15 protein-coding genes are annotated in these 17,039 nt (G+C 44.9%); all 15 read left to right on the top strand.

Annotation, left to right across the window (positions count from 1 at the left end; translation table 11 throughout):
* Positions 1-28: 28 nt before the first annotated feature.
* The 15 genes from INP51_RS12955 to INP51_RS12885 all read left to right on the top strand — a co-directional run bounded on the left by INP51_RS12955 (position 29) and on the right by INP51_RS12885 (position 17,026).
* The gene (locus tag INP51_RS12955; protein ID WP_193737372.1) at positions 29-1,558 is read left to right on the top strand and encodes an ABC transporter ATP-binding protein; all 1,530 of its coding nucleotides are present in this window, start codon (positions 29-31) and stop codon (positions 1,556-1,558) included.
* Positions 1,549-2,649 (top strand): ABC transporter permease, encoded by a 1,101-nt coding sequence (locus tag INP51_RS12950; protein ID WP_193735246.1) that lies wholly within the window; start codon positions 1,549-1,551, stop codon positions 2,647-2,649. Before INP51_RS12955 ends, INP51_RS12950 begins: the two co-directional genes overlap by 10 nt.
* The gene (locus INP51_RS12945; protein ID WP_193735245.1) at positions 2,642-3,634 is read left to right on the top strand and encodes an ABC transporter permease; all 993 of its coding nucleotides are present in this window, start codon (positions 2,642-2,644) and stop codon (positions 3,632-3,634) included. The genes INP51_RS12950 and INP51_RS12945 overlap by 8 nt, the downstream gene beginning before the upstream one ends.
* Positions 3,635-4,137: 503 nt before the next feature.
* Positions 4,138-5,553 carry a group II intron reverse transcriptase/maturase gene (gene ltrA, locus INP51_RS12940; protein WP_193734929.1) on the top strand — a complete coding sequence of 472 codons (1,416 nt, stop codon included), beginning with the start codon at positions 4,138-4,140 and terminating at the stop codon, positions 5,551-5,553.
* Positions 5,554-5,870: 317 nt separating this feature from the next.
* Positions 5,871-6,596, top strand: a complete 726-nt coding sequence (locus INP51_RS12935; protein ID WP_193735244.1) for a CpsB/CapC family capsule biosynthesis tyrosine phosphatase — start codon at positions 5,871-5,873, stop codon at positions 6,594-6,596.
* A 9-nt stretch (positions 6,597-6,605) separates the two neighbouring features.
* Positions 6,606-7,337, top strand: coding sequence for a YveK family protein (locus tag INP51_RS12930; RefSeq protein ID WP_193735243.1), 732 nt, complete (start codon positions 6,606-6,608; stop codon positions 7,335-7,337).
* 6 nt (positions 7,338-7,343) lie between these two features.
* Complete coding sequence (locus tag INP51_RS12925; RefSeq protein ID WP_193735242.1) at positions 7,344-8,051, top strand: polysaccharide biosynthesis tyrosine autokinase; 708 nt, start codon at positions 7,344-7,346, stop codon at positions 8,049-8,051.
* Positions 8,051-8,797 carry an immunoglobulin-like domain-containing protein gene (locus INP51_RS12920; protein ID WP_193735241.1) on the top strand — a complete coding sequence of 249 codons (747 nt, stop codon included), beginning with the start codon at positions 8,051-8,053 and terminating at the stop codon, positions 8,795-8,797. The genes INP51_RS12925 and INP51_RS12920 overlap by 1 nt, the downstream gene beginning before the upstream one ends.
* Positions 8,798-8,852: 55 nt before the next feature.
* A complete protein-coding gene (locus tag INP51_RS12915) occupies positions 8,853-10,268 on the top strand; it encodes a sugar transferase (protein ID WP_193735240.1) in 1,416 nt (471 codons plus the stop codon).
* 511 nt (positions 10,269-10,779) lie between these two features.
* Positions 10,780-11,892, top strand: a complete 1,113-nt coding sequence (glf, locus tag INP51_RS12910; RefSeq protein WP_193735239.1) for a UDP-galactopyranose mutase — start codon at positions 10,780-10,782, stop codon at positions 11,890-11,892.
* Between the two features lie 16 nt (positions 11,893-11,908).
* The gene (locus tag INP51_RS12905; protein WP_193735238.1) at positions 11,909-13,060 is read left to right on the top strand and encodes a glycosyltransferase; all 1,152 of its coding nucleotides are present in this window, start codon (positions 11,909-11,911) and stop codon (positions 13,058-13,060) included.
* Complete coding sequence (locus INP51_RS12900; protein WP_193735237.1) at positions 13,060-14,217, top strand: glycosyltransferase family 4 protein; 1,158 nt, start codon at positions 13,060-13,062, stop codon at positions 14,215-14,217. Before INP51_RS12905 ends, INP51_RS12900 begins: the two co-directional genes overlap by 1 nt.
* Positions 14,218-14,235: 18 nt before the next feature.
* Positions 14,236-15,096: a glycosyltransferase gene (locus INP51_RS12895; RefSeq protein WP_193735236.1), complete on the top strand. Its 861-nt coding sequence runs from the start codon at positions 14,236-14,238 to the stop codon at positions 15,094-15,096.
* 11 nt (positions 15,097-15,107) lie between these two features.
* On the top strand, positions 15,108-16,103 hold the full coding sequence (locus tag INP51_RS12890) for a glycosyltransferase (protein WP_193735235.1): 996 nt from the start codon (positions 15,108-15,110) through the stop codon (positions 16,101-16,103).
* Positions 16,104-16,117: 14 nt separating this feature from the next.
* Positions 16,118-17,026: a glycosyltransferase gene (locus INP51_RS12885; RefSeq protein ID WP_193735234.1), complete on the top strand. Its 909-nt coding sequence runs from the start codon at positions 16,118-16,120 to the stop codon at positions 17,024-17,026.
* Positions 17,027-17,039 lie beyond the last annotated feature (13 nt).

Genomic DNA, 17,039 nt, shown 5'->3' with positions numbered 1-17,039 from the left:
GGGTGAAGATGCAAAAGCAGCTGTGAAGATGCAGCATGTCACGAAGACCTTTGGGAAGGTAACCGCCAATAAAGATGTGAGCCTGGAATTGAGGAACGGCGAGATCCTGGCACTGCTCGGGGAAAATGGGAGCGGGAAGACGACACTGATGAACATGCTCTCCGGTATCTATTTCCCGGATCACGGCGAGATCGAGATCCATGGAGAGCCGGTGACAATCCGCTCTCCCAAAGATGCCTACGATCTGGGAATCGGAATGGTCCACCAGCATTTTAAACTGGTGGATGTCATGACGGCAGCGGAGAATATTGTACTGGGACTTGGCAAAAAAGGCACGGTAAATCGCGGCAGAATCAACCAGCAAGTTTTAGAACTGGCATCGCGTTACGGATTCGAAGTAGATCCCGCAAAGAAGATATATAACATGTCAGTATCGGAAAAACAGACGGTCGAGATATTGAAAGTGCTTTTCCGTGGGGCAGACATTCTGATTCTGGACGAACCCACTGCTGTACTGACGCCGCAGGAGATCGAGAAGTTATTTACTGTTCTTGGCAATATGAAAAAAGACGGGAAATCGATCATCATTATCACCCATAAACTGGGAGAGGTCATGACGATATCAGACCGTGTCGCGATCTTAAGAAAAGGGGAATACATAGGTACGGCAGATACAGGTTCCACGAACCAGCAAGAACTCATGGAGATGATGGTCGGCCGTCCAATCAGTCTGGCGATTGAAAGACCTAGGAGCACAGGGAAAGAGACAAGGCTTGAAGTCATCGGTCTGACCTGTCTGAATGGAGAGGGAGTAAATGCTCTGGACAATGTCTCCTTTACCACTTACAGCGGTGAGATTCTGGGCGTTGCCGGGATTGCGGGAAGCGGGCAAAAGGAACTCTGCGAGGCTATCGTGGGCCTTTGCCCGACCATAGCCGGATCTGTTCTCTATTCCGGAGCGTGTCAGGACGGGGAATGTGTGAAAAGAGAACGCATCTTAGGCCTGAAACCAGATGAAATTGTAAAAAAAGGCATTTCCATGGCATTTGTCCCGGAGGACAGACTCGGCATGGGTCTTGTGGCCGACATGGATATGACCGACAACGTGATGCTCAGAAATTATAAAGAAAACAAAGGTCCCTTTGTAGACAGAAAAACACCCAGAAAGATGGCCAAAAATCTAATCGAGGAGCTTGATATTGCCACACCGGGAGTCGATATGCCGGTCAAAAGGATGTCAGGCGGTAACATTCAAAAGGTCCTGCTCGGAAGGGAGATTGCGTTCAGCCCATCGGTGCTGATTGTGGCTTACCCGGTGCGCGGGCTGGATATTAATTCCTCTTACCGGATCTATGATCTGTTGAATGTACAGAAGAAAAAAGGGGTATCCGTCATCTTCATCGGAGAAGATCTGGACGTACTGATGGAACTATCTGACCGCATTATGGTCCTCTGCGGCGGCAGGGTCAGTGGTATTGTGGATCCAAGAGAAACCACCAAAGAAGAGATTGGGCTGATGATGACCCATGTAAATGAGGAGGAATCGGTATGCAGGTAAGTTCATCCAAGGGAAAAGAACCGTGGATTCGTATGGTAAAGCGAGATACCGTTCCTTCCCAAAAGGCATGGGGGATTCGCGCAATTGCATTTCTCCTCTCCCTCACAACAGGTGCATTCTTCATTCTGGCACTGGGACACAATCCGCTGACCGTTTACAAGGCGATGATCGTCGGCGCATGGGGATCACCTACCGTGATACGCGAGACCATAAAACTCACAGTGCCTCTCTTGATTACGGCGATAGGCATCTCCTTATCCTTCAAGATGAAGTTTTGGAATATCGGCGGGGAGGGACAGATTCTTGCGGGAGCCGTGGCAGCCGGAGCCTTCGGCCTGTTTACCGCTGATATCTTCCCCAAAATACCGCTGGTAATTCTGATGCTTCTCGCGGGAATGACTGCAGGTGGATTATACGGCCTTCTTCCGGCCGTGTGCAAGGCAAGATGGGATACGAATGAGACGTTATTCACTCTGATGCTCAATTATATTGCGCTGGCATTCATCAAATACCTGATGAACGGACCATGGAAAGCACCGGGAAGCAGCTTTCCCAAGATTGCCATGCTGGTGCCGGGTGCCAGACTGAAAAAAGTACTGGGTGTACACTGGGGATGGATTCTGGCACTTCTTCTGGTGGTGGCAGCCTACATCTATCTCAATAAGACAAAGCAGGGATTTGAAATATCGGTTGTCGGTGACAGCGAGAACACGGCCCGCTACGTGGGAATAAATGTGGGAAAAGTTTACACCCGCACGATGTTTTTATCCGGTGCGTTATGCGGACTTGCGGGAATGCTTCAGTTTGCAGGGGCCGATTATACGATCACAGAGGGAACAGCCGGCGGGGTGGGATTCACTGCCATCACCGTGGCATGGCTTGCGAAGATGAATCCATTCGGAATGCTCGGTGTCTCTGTATTCATCGCTATGCTGCAAAGAGGGTCGAATACCATTCAGACGAACTTTAAAATACCGGCGTCGGCATCGGATCTGCTGATCGGAATCATCCTGTTTTTCATGCTGGGATGCGAATTCTTCATCTCCTATCGGCTGATTTTTCGGGGAAAGGAGGAGAATGGACATGCTTAACACAATCAACAGCTTACTGATAGCAGCAGTTCTGGCCGGAACGCCTCTTCTGCTCGGAGCGCTAGGAGAAATACTGACAGAAAAAGCCGGGAATCTGAATCTGGGCGTGGAAGGGATGATGTTCATGGGGGCGTTAAGTGGTCTGGCCGGTTCTTATTCTTATGAACAGGCCGTCATCCAATCAGGCGGTACACCAAATGGAACCGTGTCGGCGCTTATTGCGCTGCTGGCATCTTTTCTTGCCGGAGCCATCGGAGCCCTGATCTATAGTTTCCTCACAATCACCCTTCGCGCAAATCAGAATGTAACCGGTCTGACCTTGACCATATTCGGAACCGGATTTGCGAACTTTTTTGGGGAATATCTGGGACAGAAAGCAGGAGGGTACGTTGCAGTCAGCGCTGTGACAAAAGCAGCATTTTCAAAATTACATATCCCGGTTCTCTCCGATCTTCCGGTTGTCGGAAAACTTCTCTTTCAATATAACTGGATGGTTTATCTGGCTGTCTGCCTGGCACTTGTCATGGCATGGTTCTTTCAGAAATCCGGTGTGGGGCTGAATCTTCGGGCTGTGGGTGAAGATCCCGCGGCAGCTGACGCGGCGGGAATAGATATCACCAGGTACAAGTACGCCGCAACAGTCATAGGCGGCGGAATCTGTGGCATCGGCGGCATGTATATGAGTATGGTGACTACCTCCGGTGTCTGGGTACATGGATGCGTCAGCGGATATGGATGGCTTGCAGTTGCACTGGTCATATTCGCAACCTGGCGTCCAATCAAAGGAATACTCGTCGCACTGATCTTTGGGGGACTCACCATTCTGCGTATGTACGTGAATATACCCGGACTTCCCGCACAGATCTACGACATGCTGCCCTACGTTGCCACAATCGTAGTACTCGTGGTGACTAGCATGAGACAAAGCAGAGAACATGCCCAGCCGAAGAGCTGCGGGGTGAATTACTTCAGGGAAGAAAGATAAAAATCGGGCTGCTTTCTCATGTTTGCTCGGGTCCCAAAGTTATATTGAATCGATATGCCGCAGAAGTTGTATAAGATCTGCGGCATTTCTTGTGCGCCCGGCGGGCGCACGTTCTAACGGGTGAAAGTCCCGAATCCGCCTAGCAGTGGGAAGGATATAGCTGAACACCAAGGTTCTCGCCGTGAGGTTTGAGAGGGCTGAAGGAAGGTGTAGGCAAACCTCTGCCCCAACGAACAGAAACCATTTCAGGCTGAACACGGAGGATAAGACCGCAAGACAGGTCAAAGTCCAATAACTGCACGGAATCCGACACAGTAAAGATGGTGGGGACATGGAGAGAAAGAACGTGTGAGTACCCGGGGAGATCTCACGAACGTGACAAGGTGATAAAACATTCGCCGCCACGGAGTAAAGCTTGCCGTGAGAAGTCAGCAGAGGCCATAGTAAGCCGGTGATTGTAAATACCGGACGAAGGGCTGAACAGTAGGAGGTGTTATTTCCAAATGGAAACCGGACATGGAACTAAGTACAGACAACTTCATATTGAGGACTACCTGCGGATGGTATCTGCGGAACAGAAAGAACAGGCAGGAGTGTACGCCCAAGGAAGGATTACCGGGAACCCTGACACCAACACGGATTTTTGGATGGACAATCTGCTGGACACCATACTTAGAAGCGACAATCTCAACGCCGCATATAAGAAGGTGAAAGCAAACAAGGGAGCCGGTGGTATCGACGGAATGCAGGTGGATGAACTTCTGCCCTATCTGAGAGAACACCAAGGCGAGCTTGTCCGGCAGGTGAGGGAAGGAAAATATAAGCCAAACCCAGTCCGAAGGGTAGAAATACCCAAAGAGGAGAAAGACAAAGTGAGGAAGTTGGGGATACCCACCGTGGTGGACAGGGTAATCCAGCAGGCAATCGCACAGGAACTGACCCCTATTTACGAGGAACAGTTTTCAGACAACAGTTTCGGATTTCGACCCGGCAGAAGTGCGCATGACGCACTGGAAAGATGTAGGAAATACATCAACGAAGGATATATCTATGCAGTCAGCATGGATTTACAAACCTATTTCGACACGGTGAATCACAGCAAACTGATAGAGGTGCTGTCGAGGACGGTAAAGGACGGGAGGGTGATCTCGCTGATACATAAATATCTGAATGCCGGGATAATGGAGGACGGAGGTTTCCAGGAAACGACAGAGGGCGTGCAGCAAGGCAGCCCGTTAAGTCCGCTATGTGGAAATGTTATGCTAAACGAACTGGATAAGGAACTGGAACGCAGAGGGCATAAATACGTGAGATATGCCGACGACTGCCTGATTCTGTGCAAAAGCAGGAAAAGTGCAGAGCGGACGCTGGAAAACATTGTGCCATTTATCACGAGGAAACTGTTTCTGAAAGTCAACCTCCAGAAAACGACGATAAGCCATATCAGCAAAATAAAATACCTCGGCTACGGCTTTTACCGCTATAAAGGGAAATGCCGTATGAGGGTACATCCCAAATCGGTGGCAAAAATGAAGAACCAGCTAAGGGAACTGACGATCAGAGGAAACAAGTGGAGCAATTCGGAAAGAGAAGAGAAACTCCGAAGCTATGTGAATGGGTGGATTAACTATTACCGATATGCGGACATGAAAAGTCTGATGGAACAGACGGACAAGTGGCTGCGCCACAGAATCCGGGCGGTGTACTGGAAGCAATGGAAAAAGGTGCGCACGAGGTACAAAATGCTCCGGGCACTATACCTGTCAGAACGGAAAGTACACGAAATGGCGAATTGTCGGAAAGGAGTGTGGAGAGCGGCGGCAATGCTGAACTCTGCACTCACAAAAACAATCATAGTGGACAGACTCGGCTATCCTTGTATGTCTGCCCACTATCTGAAAGCACGTGTAAACTATTGAACCGCCTTGGTACCGAACGGTATGCCAGGTGGTGTGGAAGGGGGATTAATCCCCCCCTATCCGATTGATTTAAGCTATATTCAGAGCTTTATTCAGATGTTAAAATCAGATTCCAGAATCTTCCAAATTGTGTTATAATGTGAATAAATGGTGACGAAAATATGCGCAAAATGAAATTAATTGTTGCTAACAATAGCCAAAAGGGTTATACTAGAAATACTGTATGAGCGATTGTGTCATATTTCGTAGAAATTTATTTCGTGATACCTGCGTATGAAAACGCACTTTCTGGTATCAAAATTTGTGGGGGAGGAGACATGGACAATATATACGATATTCACTGCCATATTCTGCCAGAGGTAGATGACGGCTCCAGATCAATGGATGAGAGTATTCAGATGTTGAAGAAACAGTATAAGGACGGCGTTCGTACTATCATTCTTACTCCACATTACAGAAAACATATGTTTGAGACACCCGAAGAGAAAATTGTACAGAAATTTGGATCTCTTCAGCAAGTTGCTGCCAGAAAGGTTTCGAAAGACTTGAGACTTTTCCTGGGGTGTGAGCTACACACCAGCATGGATATGTCAGAGCTTTTTGAAATTAGAAAACATCTGACACTTGCTGGTTCTTCTTTTGTTCTGACCGAGTTCTCCAATTCAGATTCAGAAGAATACATCAAGGAGAGATGCTATCAGCTGCTGTCGAATGGCTATCAGCCGATCCTGGCACATATCGAGCGATACGAGGCGACATATAAAGATCTGGATTTTGTGGACGAACTCAGGCAGATGGGAGCAGCAGTCCAGGTCAATGCCGAGAGTATCATAGGAAAATCTGGCCATGGGGTAAAGAAATATTGTAAAAGGCTGATGAAAGAGAATCTTCTCGATTTTGTGGGCAGTGATTCTCACAGAAGCGATCAGAGAATTCCCCGGATGGGGGAATGTGCAGCCTATATGCAAAAGAAGATGGGAACTACCTATACAAGGCACATTCTGGAAGAGAACCCGTCAGAAATACTAAAGGAAAATCACTAGGAGAAAGCGATGGAATCAAATCAACAGGACAATGACGTAATTGAGATTAATCTGGTAGAGTTAATCAAAGAACTGTGGGACAACAAGGGAATGATCTTCTTGTCGGCTCTCACACTGATGCTGATGTTTATGCTTGTGACAAAGGTCTTCATCACGCCAAAATACACCTCTACTACCAAACTGTACGTTCTGACTAAGCAGGACAGCAACACCGTGACGAATGGCGATCTGCAGGCAGGTGCTATGCTCACGAAAGATTATATGGAGCTCATCAAAAGCCGTCAGGTGACCGAGAGTGTCATCAACGATCTGAATCTGGATATCACAGATGAGGAACTGCTGGGTAAGATGGACGTCACCACGCCAACGGATACCCGTGTGATCACGATCAAAGTTTCTGATGATGACCCCTATGAGGCCAGCAAGATTGCAAATGCCGTGAGGAATGAAGCGGCGGAACATATACAAAAGGTTATGAATACCGAGGCTGTCAATGTGGTGGAACAGGCCAACATTCCGGATACGCCGGATAGCCCGAGCATGAAGAAAAATGCCGTGATCGGTGCATTTCTAGGGGCAGTTGCGGCAATCGCGATTGTTCTGATTAATTATATGAGCAATGACACGATCAAGACGTCAGAAGATGTAGAACGGTACCTGAACTTGAGTACGATGGGTGTAATTCCGCTTGAGGACGGAAATCAAAAAAAGAAAAAGAATAAGAAAGCGCGCAGGAAATAACGGAGGATGACAGAAGTGAATCAGGTAAGAGTAAAACATGACAAGATGGGATACCAAGTGTCGGAGGCTTACAAATCTCTGCGTACAAACCTTCAGTTCTGCGGGGAAGATAAGAAAGTAATTGCGGTTACAAGTTGTACACCAAACGAGGGAAAGAGCAGTGTGTCGATGCAGCTGTCGATCTCTCTTGCGGAAAGCGGGAAGAAAGTTCTTCTGATCGATGCGGACCTCAGAAAATCAGTGTTGGTGGGAAGAACGGTGGTCTCTCAGAAAGGAATTATGGGCCTGACGCATTATCTCTCGGGACAATGCAGTATCCAGGATACGATATGCCAGACCAATGTGAAGAACTTTCATCTGATCTACTCCGGCCCATTCCCGCCGAACCCGGCAGAACTGCTGGGCGGGACGAAATTTAAAACGACCATAGAAGCCTTGCGAAAGGTCTATGACTATATTGTCATCGATACGCCGCCTCTTGGAAGCGTGATCGATGCGGCGATCGTGGCGGATATCTGCGACGGATCTATCATGGTGATCGAATCCGGTTTAATCAGCTATCGGTTTGCACAGGAAGTCAAAGGTCAGCTCGAAAAGAGTAATTCACCGATTCTGGGTGTGATCTTGAATAAGGTCGATGTGCAGAAACACAGTCATGGACAGTACTATGGCAAGTATTACGGAGAATATGGGAAAAATCAGGAGAGCAAGTGATGAGACGAGGAGTAACAGCGGTAATGACGGTGCTGTGCGTTCTGATGGGCGTTGGCCTGGGAGCGATTTATGTCACAAAGGACAATAAAGGACCGGAGATTACAATACCAGATGGGAACAAATCTTACGTAGAAGGAACCGATACGAAAGATCTGCTGAAGGGAGTGAAAGCAAAAGACAAGCGGGAAGGCGACGTCACGAAAACCCTGATGATCGAAGCAGTACGTCCGAATGCAGACAGGACAAAAGCTGTTGTTGTATATGTGGCAAAAGACAGCAAGAATAATGTGACCAAGAAATCTAGAACGGTCGATTACCGCACGGCTGAAGCCGCAGACAGTTCGGAACCTGAAGCCGATGAAAAGGAACCGGAACCGACACAGGAACCTCAGCCCGATGACACTCAGCCTGCAGATGTGCCCGCAGTACCGGACCCTGCGAATGAGCCGCAGACAGACGGGGAAGCGGCGAATGCGGAGGCGATCAAAAATCTTCCAAATGGAAGTCCGGAGATTCAGCTGGTACAGTATGAGATCTCGGTGCCTCTGGGAAGTGCATTCAAACCGCTGACCTATGTAAAGAGCATTGTGGATGATGTCGATGAAAAAGACAGTCTTTACCAGAGAGTACAGATTGACGGCGAGGTAAATACGGCTGCGGCAGGAAATTATGAACTACACTACCATGTCGTGGACAGTGCCGGCAATTCATCCAATGTAGCGGTACTGAAAGTAACGGTTCAATAAAGATACAAGGGGAGGCTTTTGACCCTTGCAAGATGAGGAGGGGCGGTGGTCTGCTATGTATAGAAAATTTAACAGCGGCTGGATGAAACATTATGATTTCATTCTCTGGGATATTATCTGTGTTGAAATCGCGTATTGGCTGGCCTGCCTGCTCCGGGATGGCAGGGGGCTGTTCGGGGAAGATGAGTATCGAACGGTTGCGTGTGTTCTTATCTTTATCGAAATTCTGGTTGGTGTTTCATTTCCAAGTTACAAAAATATATTGAAGCGCGGATACCTAAAAGAATTAAAAGCAGTTATTATACATACCAGTGAAGTCTGGGCAGTCCTGTCGATTTTATTATATTTACTGAGAATTGCGCCACAGTTTTCAAGAGCCGTCTTCCTGTTGGGATGGGCATTACATATCGTATTCAGTTATATGGTTCGAAATGTCTGGAAAAAGGTACTTACCATATATTTTGCAGAGAATGGAAATCGTTCTTTTGTTATTGTCACGACTAGTGAGTATGCGACAAAGACCGTAGACGTCATTAAAAAAAACAATACCTATGGACTAAAGATCACCGGCCTGATTCTTCTCGACCGCAATTGCGTAGGAGATTATTTCTCCGGTATTCCGGCCGTTGCTTACAAAGATGATGCGGAAGAGTACCTCTTAAAGAACTGGGTGGATGAGGTGTTTGTGAACATTCCGGAAAGACAGAAGCTGCCGACAGAACTGATTGAGATTTGTGAAATGATGGGAATCACCGTTCACTTACGAATTGCAAGAATCGATGAACTTCAGTCAACGAAAAAGATCGTTCAGAGTATGGCAGGCTATACGGTCATCACAAGCACGGTTAACACGCTGGATACCCGCCAGGCGATATTGAAGCGTCTGATGGATATCTGCGGAGGTCTTGCCGGATCTTTTATCGCTCTTTTGTTGTTCGTTTTTTTAGCTCCAATTATCTTTGTCAAATCTCCGGGACCGATTTTCTTTGCTCAGATGCGCATCGGTAAGAACGGACGGATCTTTAAGATGTACAAGTTTCGAAGCATGTATATGGATGCGGAAGAACGAAAAAAAGAGCTGATGAAACAAAACAAGATCAAAGATGGGATGATGTTCAAGATGGACAACGATCCCAGAATTATCAAGGGAATCGGACACTTCATCCGAAATCACAGCCTGGATGAATTCCCACAGTTCTTCAATGTCTTAAAAGGCGATATGAGTCTGGTAGGCACAAGGCCGCCGACCATCGATGAATGGGAAAAGTATTCACCGAGGCATCGAATCCGCATGGCCGCAAAGCCGGGAATCACCGGGATGTGGCAGATCAGCGGCAGAAGCGATATCACGGACTTTGAGGACGTTGTTAAGTTAGATGAAGACTATATCAGGACATGGAGTTTTGGGTTGGATTTTAAGATTATCCTTAAGACGGTTAAGGGGATGGTTTCGGGGGATGGGGCTTCATAAAGATATATAATAATGTAGGATTAAAAGATTCTTTTACACCATAGTGCTATATTTTATTAATTGCTTTTGATCTACCTTATCAGATAGTCACTGGTTACAAGAAATATAGCGTAGATCTATCTTGATGTTCTTATCAGAAAACAAGCCGCTGTGATAAACACGATTCTGATTTACCACAGTGTGGATTATAGAGAAACATTTAAGCAAGATAAAACAAAGGAGTTGAGAAATAGGCACTGAAAATTAAGTACAGCCCTGTCACATGCAGATATGATAGCCGGTGTCTACGGATTAGGGTACGGAGAGTCAACTGTGCCCCAGAAAATGGACAAATTTGGATCGCGTACCCCTAAAAGCTGACGGATTTTAGTAGTTTACCCCTTTTTGTGGACAATGGGTTGTGTGAGAGGTCTGCCGCGCGGGCCGCGAACGTTGGTGATGCTGTGAAAGACGGCGGGGAAATTATGACAAAGGCAGATAAACAGAATAAAGGAATACGAGGGAGAAATTTATGTACGATTATTTGGTAGTAGGCTCTGGCCTTTATGGAGTCACGTTTGCGCAACAAGCGAAAGCAAAAGGTAAGTCAGTGCTTGTTATAGACAAGCGGGCGAACATAGCGGGAAATGTTTATACAGAAAAGATAGAGGGCATCAATTTCCACAAATATGGTGCGCATATTTTCCACACGAACAATAAAACCGTGTGGGAGTACCTACAAGCTTTTACCATCTTCAACCGTTTTACGAATTCTCCGGTCGCTAACTATAAAGGTGAGCTGTACTCCATGCCTTTTAATATGTACACCTTCAACAAAATGTGGGCTGTGGTTACGCCGGAAGAGGCGCAAGCTAAGATCGACGAGCAGCGCAAAGAGATTACGAGTGAACCGAAGAACCTGGAGGAACAGGCAATAAGCCTTGTGGGACGTAATATCTACGAAAAGCTAGTCAAGGGCTACACCGAAAAGCAGTGGGGCCGCGACTGCAAGGATCTACCCGCTTTTATCATTAAGCGCCTACCTGTACGTCTGACTTTCGACAACAACTATTTCAATGCACTCTACCAGGGTATCCCCATCGGCGGCTATACGAAGATGGTTGAGCACATGTTGGACGGTATTGAAGTGAGGCTTGGTGTGGACTATTTGGAGAATAGAGCTGAACTGGACAAGCTCGCTGAGAAGGTCATCTACACTGGACCGATTGATGCCTACTTCAACTATTCTCTCGGCTATTTGGAGTATCGGAGTGTGAGATTTGAAAATGAAATCCTTGATAAGCCGAATTTCCAGGGCAATGCAGCTGTGAACTATACGGATCGTGAGACCCCGTGGATCCGCATTATTGAGCACAAATGGTTCGAGTTCGGCAAAGACAAAGACGGCAATGATCTGCCGAAGACGATTATCAGCCGTGAATACAGCTCCGAGTGGAAACCAGGAGACGAGCCGTACTATCCTGTGAACGATGCGAAGAACGGGAAGCTATATGCCGAATACAGGAAACTGGCCGAGGCGGAGGAGAACATCATCTTCGGCGGGCGTCTGGGCGAGTACAAATACTATGACATGGATGCCGTTGTAGCTTCAGCACTGGAGATGAGTAAGAAAGCACTGGGCTGAGGATGGGGAGTGCCTTATGAAAAAGATTCTAATGGTTTGCGAGGCGTTTGGTGGAGACGTTTTTACGTATGTTTCTAAGCTTTGCAATGATATGTGTGATGATTTTGACGTTTATCTTGCCTATTCTCTCCGCCCTCAGATACCGAAGAACTACAAAGACTTCTTGGACAAGCGTGTTCATCTGATTCAGGTCAAGAGCTTTAGTGAAAAAGGTCTTACGAACATTCCTAATGACATCAAAGTCATCAGAGAACTGCAGGCTATTGAAAAAAAGGTTCAGCCTGATGTGATTCATCTTCATTCCTCAATTGCCGGCGGAATGGGGCGTCTTGCCTATAAAGGGAAAAATAATACAGTTGCCTATACTCCGCACGGATATGCTCACATCTTGATGGGTCCTGGCAAGAAGAGTGTTATGTACAAGTTGATGGAGAAAATTCTTGGAAAGACAAGCTCCATGACACTAACCTGCTGTGAGAGCGAAGACGAGGTAGCAAAGACACTCTGCAAGAGAACTGCTTACATAGAGACTGGTGTGAACCTTGCTGATTTGTCAGCCTCTCTTGATGGCATCGAACCGGTGCATAACGACAAGTTTACGGTATTCACGCTCGGACGCGCCTGTGTCCAGAAGCAGCCGCAGCTCTTTAACCGGATTGCAGAACTGGTGCCGGAAGCACGGTTTGTTTGGATAGGCAATGGTGAACTGACGACTCCAAACATGAAAGTCACAGGTTGGAAGCCGAGCAAGGAGGCACTTGCTATGGCAAAGGGGGGGGATGCTTTTATTCTCTGTAGTCTTCGTGAAGCAATCGCTATGAGTGAGAACATGTATATCGAGAAGCTTATTCTGGTAAGCAATACGATGCGAAACAAGAGTGTTATTAAGGATGGCGTTAATGGTTACGTCTGTGAAACTGTAGAAGAGTATGCGGAGAAAATAAAGGCAGCAATGAAGAAATTCCCGTCGGAGCTTACGGAAAGGGCGTACCAGGATGCATTGGAAATATATAATACAGAAGTTATGAAGAAGAAGTATATTGGCTTCTACAATAGATTAATGGCCGAGAATACGGGGGGTTACAACAATGAGATAATTGTTGTACTTTGGATATGGAATTGGCGTTTTGATTATTCAAATGCTGCCGATGAAAAGGCGGTGGCGTGATGAAGGATGTAAATCAGGATGGAAAAATCCGTATTCTTCACGTCGCCCAGGCTGCAGGTGGCGTGGACAGATACATAAGGATGCTTTTTAAGTACATGGATCATGACAGGTTTGAAAACATTCTGGTCTGTTCCCATGATTTTAAGAAAGAAGACTACAACGGATTTGCTGATGCTTTTGAATATGTTGATATGCAAAGATCAATCGGCAAAGCCGACGTTAGTGCGATGAGAGCCGTAAGGAAGCTCATCAAGAACTATGATCCCGATATTGTCTACGCGCATTCCAGCAAAGCTGGAGCTATCGCGAGGGTGGCGAATATTGGAATGAAGAAAAAAGGAGAGAAGATCAGATGCATCTACAATCCGCACGGCTGGGCTTTCAATATGCGGTGTGGAAAGAAAAAGCAAATGATGTACACAGCCATCGAGAAAATGGCAGCTCCGTTTTGTGACAAGATTATCTGCATCTCAAAAGCTGAGAAAGAATCTGCGCTGGCCAGGAAAATCTGCAAGGAAGATAAACTGCAGGTAATTGTCAATGGCGTTGATATTGAAGATTACGAGCAGAGAAGGATTGTTGGATTGAGCACCGTGACCCGTGAAAGTTGCAATATTCCTGAAAATTCATTTGTCGTCGGCATGGTAGGGCGTATCAGTGAGCAGAAGGCTCCCGATGTGTTCATAAAGGCAGCGAAGCAGATAAAAGAGAAAATTCCAGAAGCGTATTTTGTGATTGTCGGTGATGGTTCCGACCGTGAGAAGATTGAGAGCTATGCTAAAGAGCACGGGATAAATATCCTTATCACTGGTTGGGTGGAGAATGCTCTGGATTATGTGGATTTATTTGATGTCGCCCTGCTTCTTTCCCGATGGGAAGGCTTTGGCATGGCAATTCCAGAATACATGTTGGCAGGGAAACCTGTTGTGGCTAGTAGGGTGGATGCTATTCCGGAGATTATAGTGGAGGGCAAGAATGGACTGCTCGTCGACGCCGATGATGTTAATGGAGTATATAGGGCCATTGTTAGACTTTATGAAGATAGTGTGGTGAGGAGAAAATTGATCAGCAAAGGTCGCATCACTGTACATGAGAAATATGACGCAAAACGTGTTGCTATTGAAGTTGAAAAATTATATGAAAATATTTATAAATAGATCCGGAGAGAAGAACAGATGATAAGTTCAATTGTTGTTTTATACGAACCTAAAATAGAAGAATATATGTATATATGTGACTATTATGGAGATGTGGATATCGTATATGTAATAGATAATTCTAAGAAAAATAATAAGGCATCCGTTGAACGGACAATAATTGATAAATATAACGATTGCGAAAAAATACGGTATTTCCATTTCCCTGAAAATGTTGGTCTATGTAAAGCTCTTAATTTTGGAATGAGTCATTCGCGAAAATCAGGATGTGATTGGGCATTATTGATGGACGCTGACAGTAGCTTTGTTACAAATATAATTAGCGTTTATAGGAAGAAACTAAAAGACATTAACAGTAATGTCGCAGTATTAGCACCGGTTCATATTCATGATAGATCGAAAGCCAAGCAGTATCAGGGGGAAAAGGAATTAAAATGGGCCATGACGTCAGGATGTTTATATAACATTTCTATATTTGAAGCTTTGGGCGGCTTCATGGAAGAACTCTTTGTAGACGGATTGGATATTGATTACTGTTACAAAGCAAGAAAAGCTGGATACAAGGTAATCGAATGTGGGAATGCACTTCTTAGACACTATCCGGCTGCAACTAAAGAAGTGGTGATATTTGGAAAAGTGATTCTAAAATATGGCGTTTCGTCTCCGCAGCGATACAGGATGCAGGCGAGAAGTTTGGTTTGGTTGATTCGAAGGTATAGACAGTTTCCGGATTTTGTACGGTACTGTTGGAAATGGTTTAAGGTTCTTTTTTTCTTTGAAAACAAAAAAGAGTACATAAAAGAGATGCAAGCGGGTTCAAAAGAAGGAGCAAAATTGGCTAAAAAGCAAGACATGATTCATTCAAGTTTAGATGGATGAGGTATGTAAATATGATAAACAAGAAAATTTCTATTGCGATGGCAACATACAATGGCGAACATTATATAGAGAAGCAACTGGACACTATTTTGTATCAAACTAGAGTGCCAGATGAAGTGATTATCTGCGATGATTCTTCAAATGATCAAACAGCAGAAATTATAAAAAAATTCATAGAAGACCATAGACTTGTTACGTGGCATTTAAACGTAAATGAATCGAATGTAGGTTATAAGAGAAATTTCTACAATGCTATTTCCAAAACTACAGGAGATGTTATCTTTCTAGCAGATCAAGATGATGAATGGTGTGAGAATAAATTAGAAAAAATGACAAGTGTACTTGAAGGGAATGAGAAAATTGTTTCATTGAGCTGCGCTGTGGAGTTAATTGATGGAGATTCTAAGAAAATAAACCATATTTGCCAACCCGGGTACTACAATTGCGATTTCTTATATTTGAAGGACGCCCCAGCACATTTAGAGTTCTTTGACTTGGCGTACATTGCAAAACACAATATTTCCCCTGGGTGTGCAATGGTAATTACTAGGCTATTGGCAGAGAAATTCTTGAAAGCATATAATTTTGAACTTCCTCATGACTGGTTCTTGAACTTGTTGGCAGCGGCCGATGAGAGATGCGGATTTTTGAATGAATCGCTGATAAGGTATAGAAGACACAATAACAATACTATTGGAGCAAATAATGGAGTAGTTACAGGCATAAGGAAAAAGACGAGAGATGTAAGGATAGAGGATTTCAAGTTTAGAGAAAAAGCCATTAATATTGTTCGTGAATCAGGAGAGCAGTTAAATACTGAATCAGTTAAGAAAATACAAGATCTATACGACAAGATGATTGACTTTTATCAGTCTCCGTCTTTAATAAAACTATTAAACTTAAGGAAAAATCCTGATTACTTTGAGTTAGCAAAGAGGAAAGTTCGCTTGTGGGAATTTATCGTTGCAATTAGACTGGATACGCTTGCACTTAATGTGGTCGATTAGAGAGGAATTGTTTAATGAATATAGCAGCAGTAATTGTTACTTATAATCGTCTTGAATTGCTGAAAGAATGCATGGAAGCATTCTTTAATCAAACTCGGAGACCTAATGAATTGATTGTTGTCAATAACGCATCTACAGACGGAACTGATGAATTTCTGAGAGAATGGGTAGCTTCGCACAATATCTCAGATATGGAAATCATTGTGGTTTCAATGGAGAAAAATGAAGGCGGAAGTGGCGGTTTCTATGCAGGTACTAAGAAAGCACTTGAGATCGGAGCTGATTGGGTATGGGTTTCTGATGATGATGCAGTCCCTTCATTAGATGCATTTGAAAAAGCAGAGACGCATATTTGTGAGATTTCGGATATTGATCAAATTTCAGCAATTTGTGCGCAGGTTCAAACTGGCGGAAAACCCGCAACAAGTAATCGTGGTATTAGAAAAATGGGACCACTAAAAATGGAAATTATGCATGTCCCAAAGTCCGAGTATTTATGGACCTCCTTTGAGTGTAACCATTTCTCTTATGTTGGCGTTTTTATGCAAGCAATATTTCTACGAGAAGTGGGACTTATTCATCCGGAATATTTCATTTGGAGAGATGATGTTGAACATAGTTGGAGACTATCGAGCGTTGGGAAAATTATCTGCTATCCGGATATGATTGTTAATCATAAAATACAACAAATGGATTACCAGGGGATTTCGTGGAAAACTTATTATGGATACAGAAATGATTTATTGATGTATAAAGAACATGGATGTAAATTGTATTACATTACCAAAACTTTAACAATGTTATTTAAAGGGTTATGTTCTATAAACAAGCGACATTTTGAGTTGTATGTAGATGCCATTAAGGCCGCTCATAGGGGCGAAGGTGGAATTAATCAGAAATATTTACCCGGGATGAAATTATAATAACAAAAAGGCG

Origin of the sequence: Blautia liquoris (assembly GCF_015159595.1) — a bacterium.
Lineage (GTDB): Bacteria > Bacillota > Clostridia > Lachnospirales > Lachnospiraceae > Novisyntrophococcus > Novisyntrophococcus liquoris.
This window is presented reverse-complemented; position numbering and strand designations above follow the sequence as displayed.

What these genes read in the sequence shown, in the direction of transcription:
- INP51_RS12955 (WP_193737372.1), top strand. Translation starts at nt 29, where the DNA reads ATGCAGCATGTCACGAAGACCTTTGGGAAGGTAACCGCCAATAAAGAT.
- INP51_RS12950 (WP_193735246.1), top strand. Translation starts at nt 1,549, where the DNA reads ATGCAGGTAAGTTCATCCAAGGGAAAAGAACCGTGGATTCGTATGGTA.
- INP51_RS12945 (WP_193735245.1), top strand. Translation starts at nt 2,642, where the DNA reads ATGCTTAACACAATCAACAGCTTACTGATAGCAGCAGTTCTGGCCGGA.
- ltrA (WP_193734929.1), top strand. Translation starts at nt 4,138, where the DNA reads ATGGAAACCGGACATGGAACTAAGTACAGACAACTTCATATTGAGGAC.
- INP51_RS12935 (WP_193735244.1), top strand. Translation starts at nt 5,871, where the DNA reads ATGGACAATATATACGATATTCACTGCCATATTCTGCCAGAGGTAGAT.
- INP51_RS12930 (WP_193735243.1), top strand. Translation starts at nt 6,606, where the DNA reads ATGGAATCAAATCAACAGGACAATGACGTAATTGAGATTAATCTGGTA.
- INP51_RS12925 (WP_193735242.1), top strand. Translation starts at nt 7,344, where the DNA reads ATGACAGAAGTGAATCAGGTAAGAGTAAAACATGACAAGATGGGATAC.
- INP51_RS12920 (WP_193735241.1), top strand. Translation starts at nt 8,051, where the DNA reads ATGAGACGAGGAGTAACAGCGGTAATGACGGTGCTGTGCGTTCTGATG.
- INP51_RS12915 (WP_193735240.1), top strand. Translation starts at nt 8,853, where the DNA reads ATGTATAGAAAATTTAACAGCGGCTGGATGAAACATTATGATTTCATT.
- glf (WP_193735239.1), top strand. Translation starts at nt 10,780, where the DNA reads ATGTACGATTATTTGGTAGTAGGCTCTGGCCTTTATGGAGTCACGTTT.
- INP51_RS12905 (WP_193735238.1), top strand. Translation starts at nt 11,909, where the DNA reads ATGAAAAAGATTCTAATGGTTTGCGAGGCGTTTGGTGGAGACGTTTTT.
- INP51_RS12900 (WP_193735237.1), top strand. Translation starts at nt 13,060, where the DNA reads ATGAAGGATGTAAATCAGGATGGAAAAATCCGTATTCTTCACGTCGCC.
- INP51_RS12895 (WP_193735236.1), top strand. Translation starts at nt 14,236, where the DNA reads ATGATAAGTTCAATTGTTGTTTTATACGAACCTAAAATAGAAGAATAT.
- INP51_RS12890 (WP_193735235.1), top strand. Translation starts at nt 15,108, where the DNA reads ATGATAAACAAGAAAATTTCTATTGCGATGGCAACATACAATGGCGAA.
- INP51_RS12885 (WP_193735234.1), top strand. Translation starts at nt 16,118, where the DNA reads ATGAATATAGCAGCAGTAATTGTTACTTATAATCGTCTTGAATTGCTG.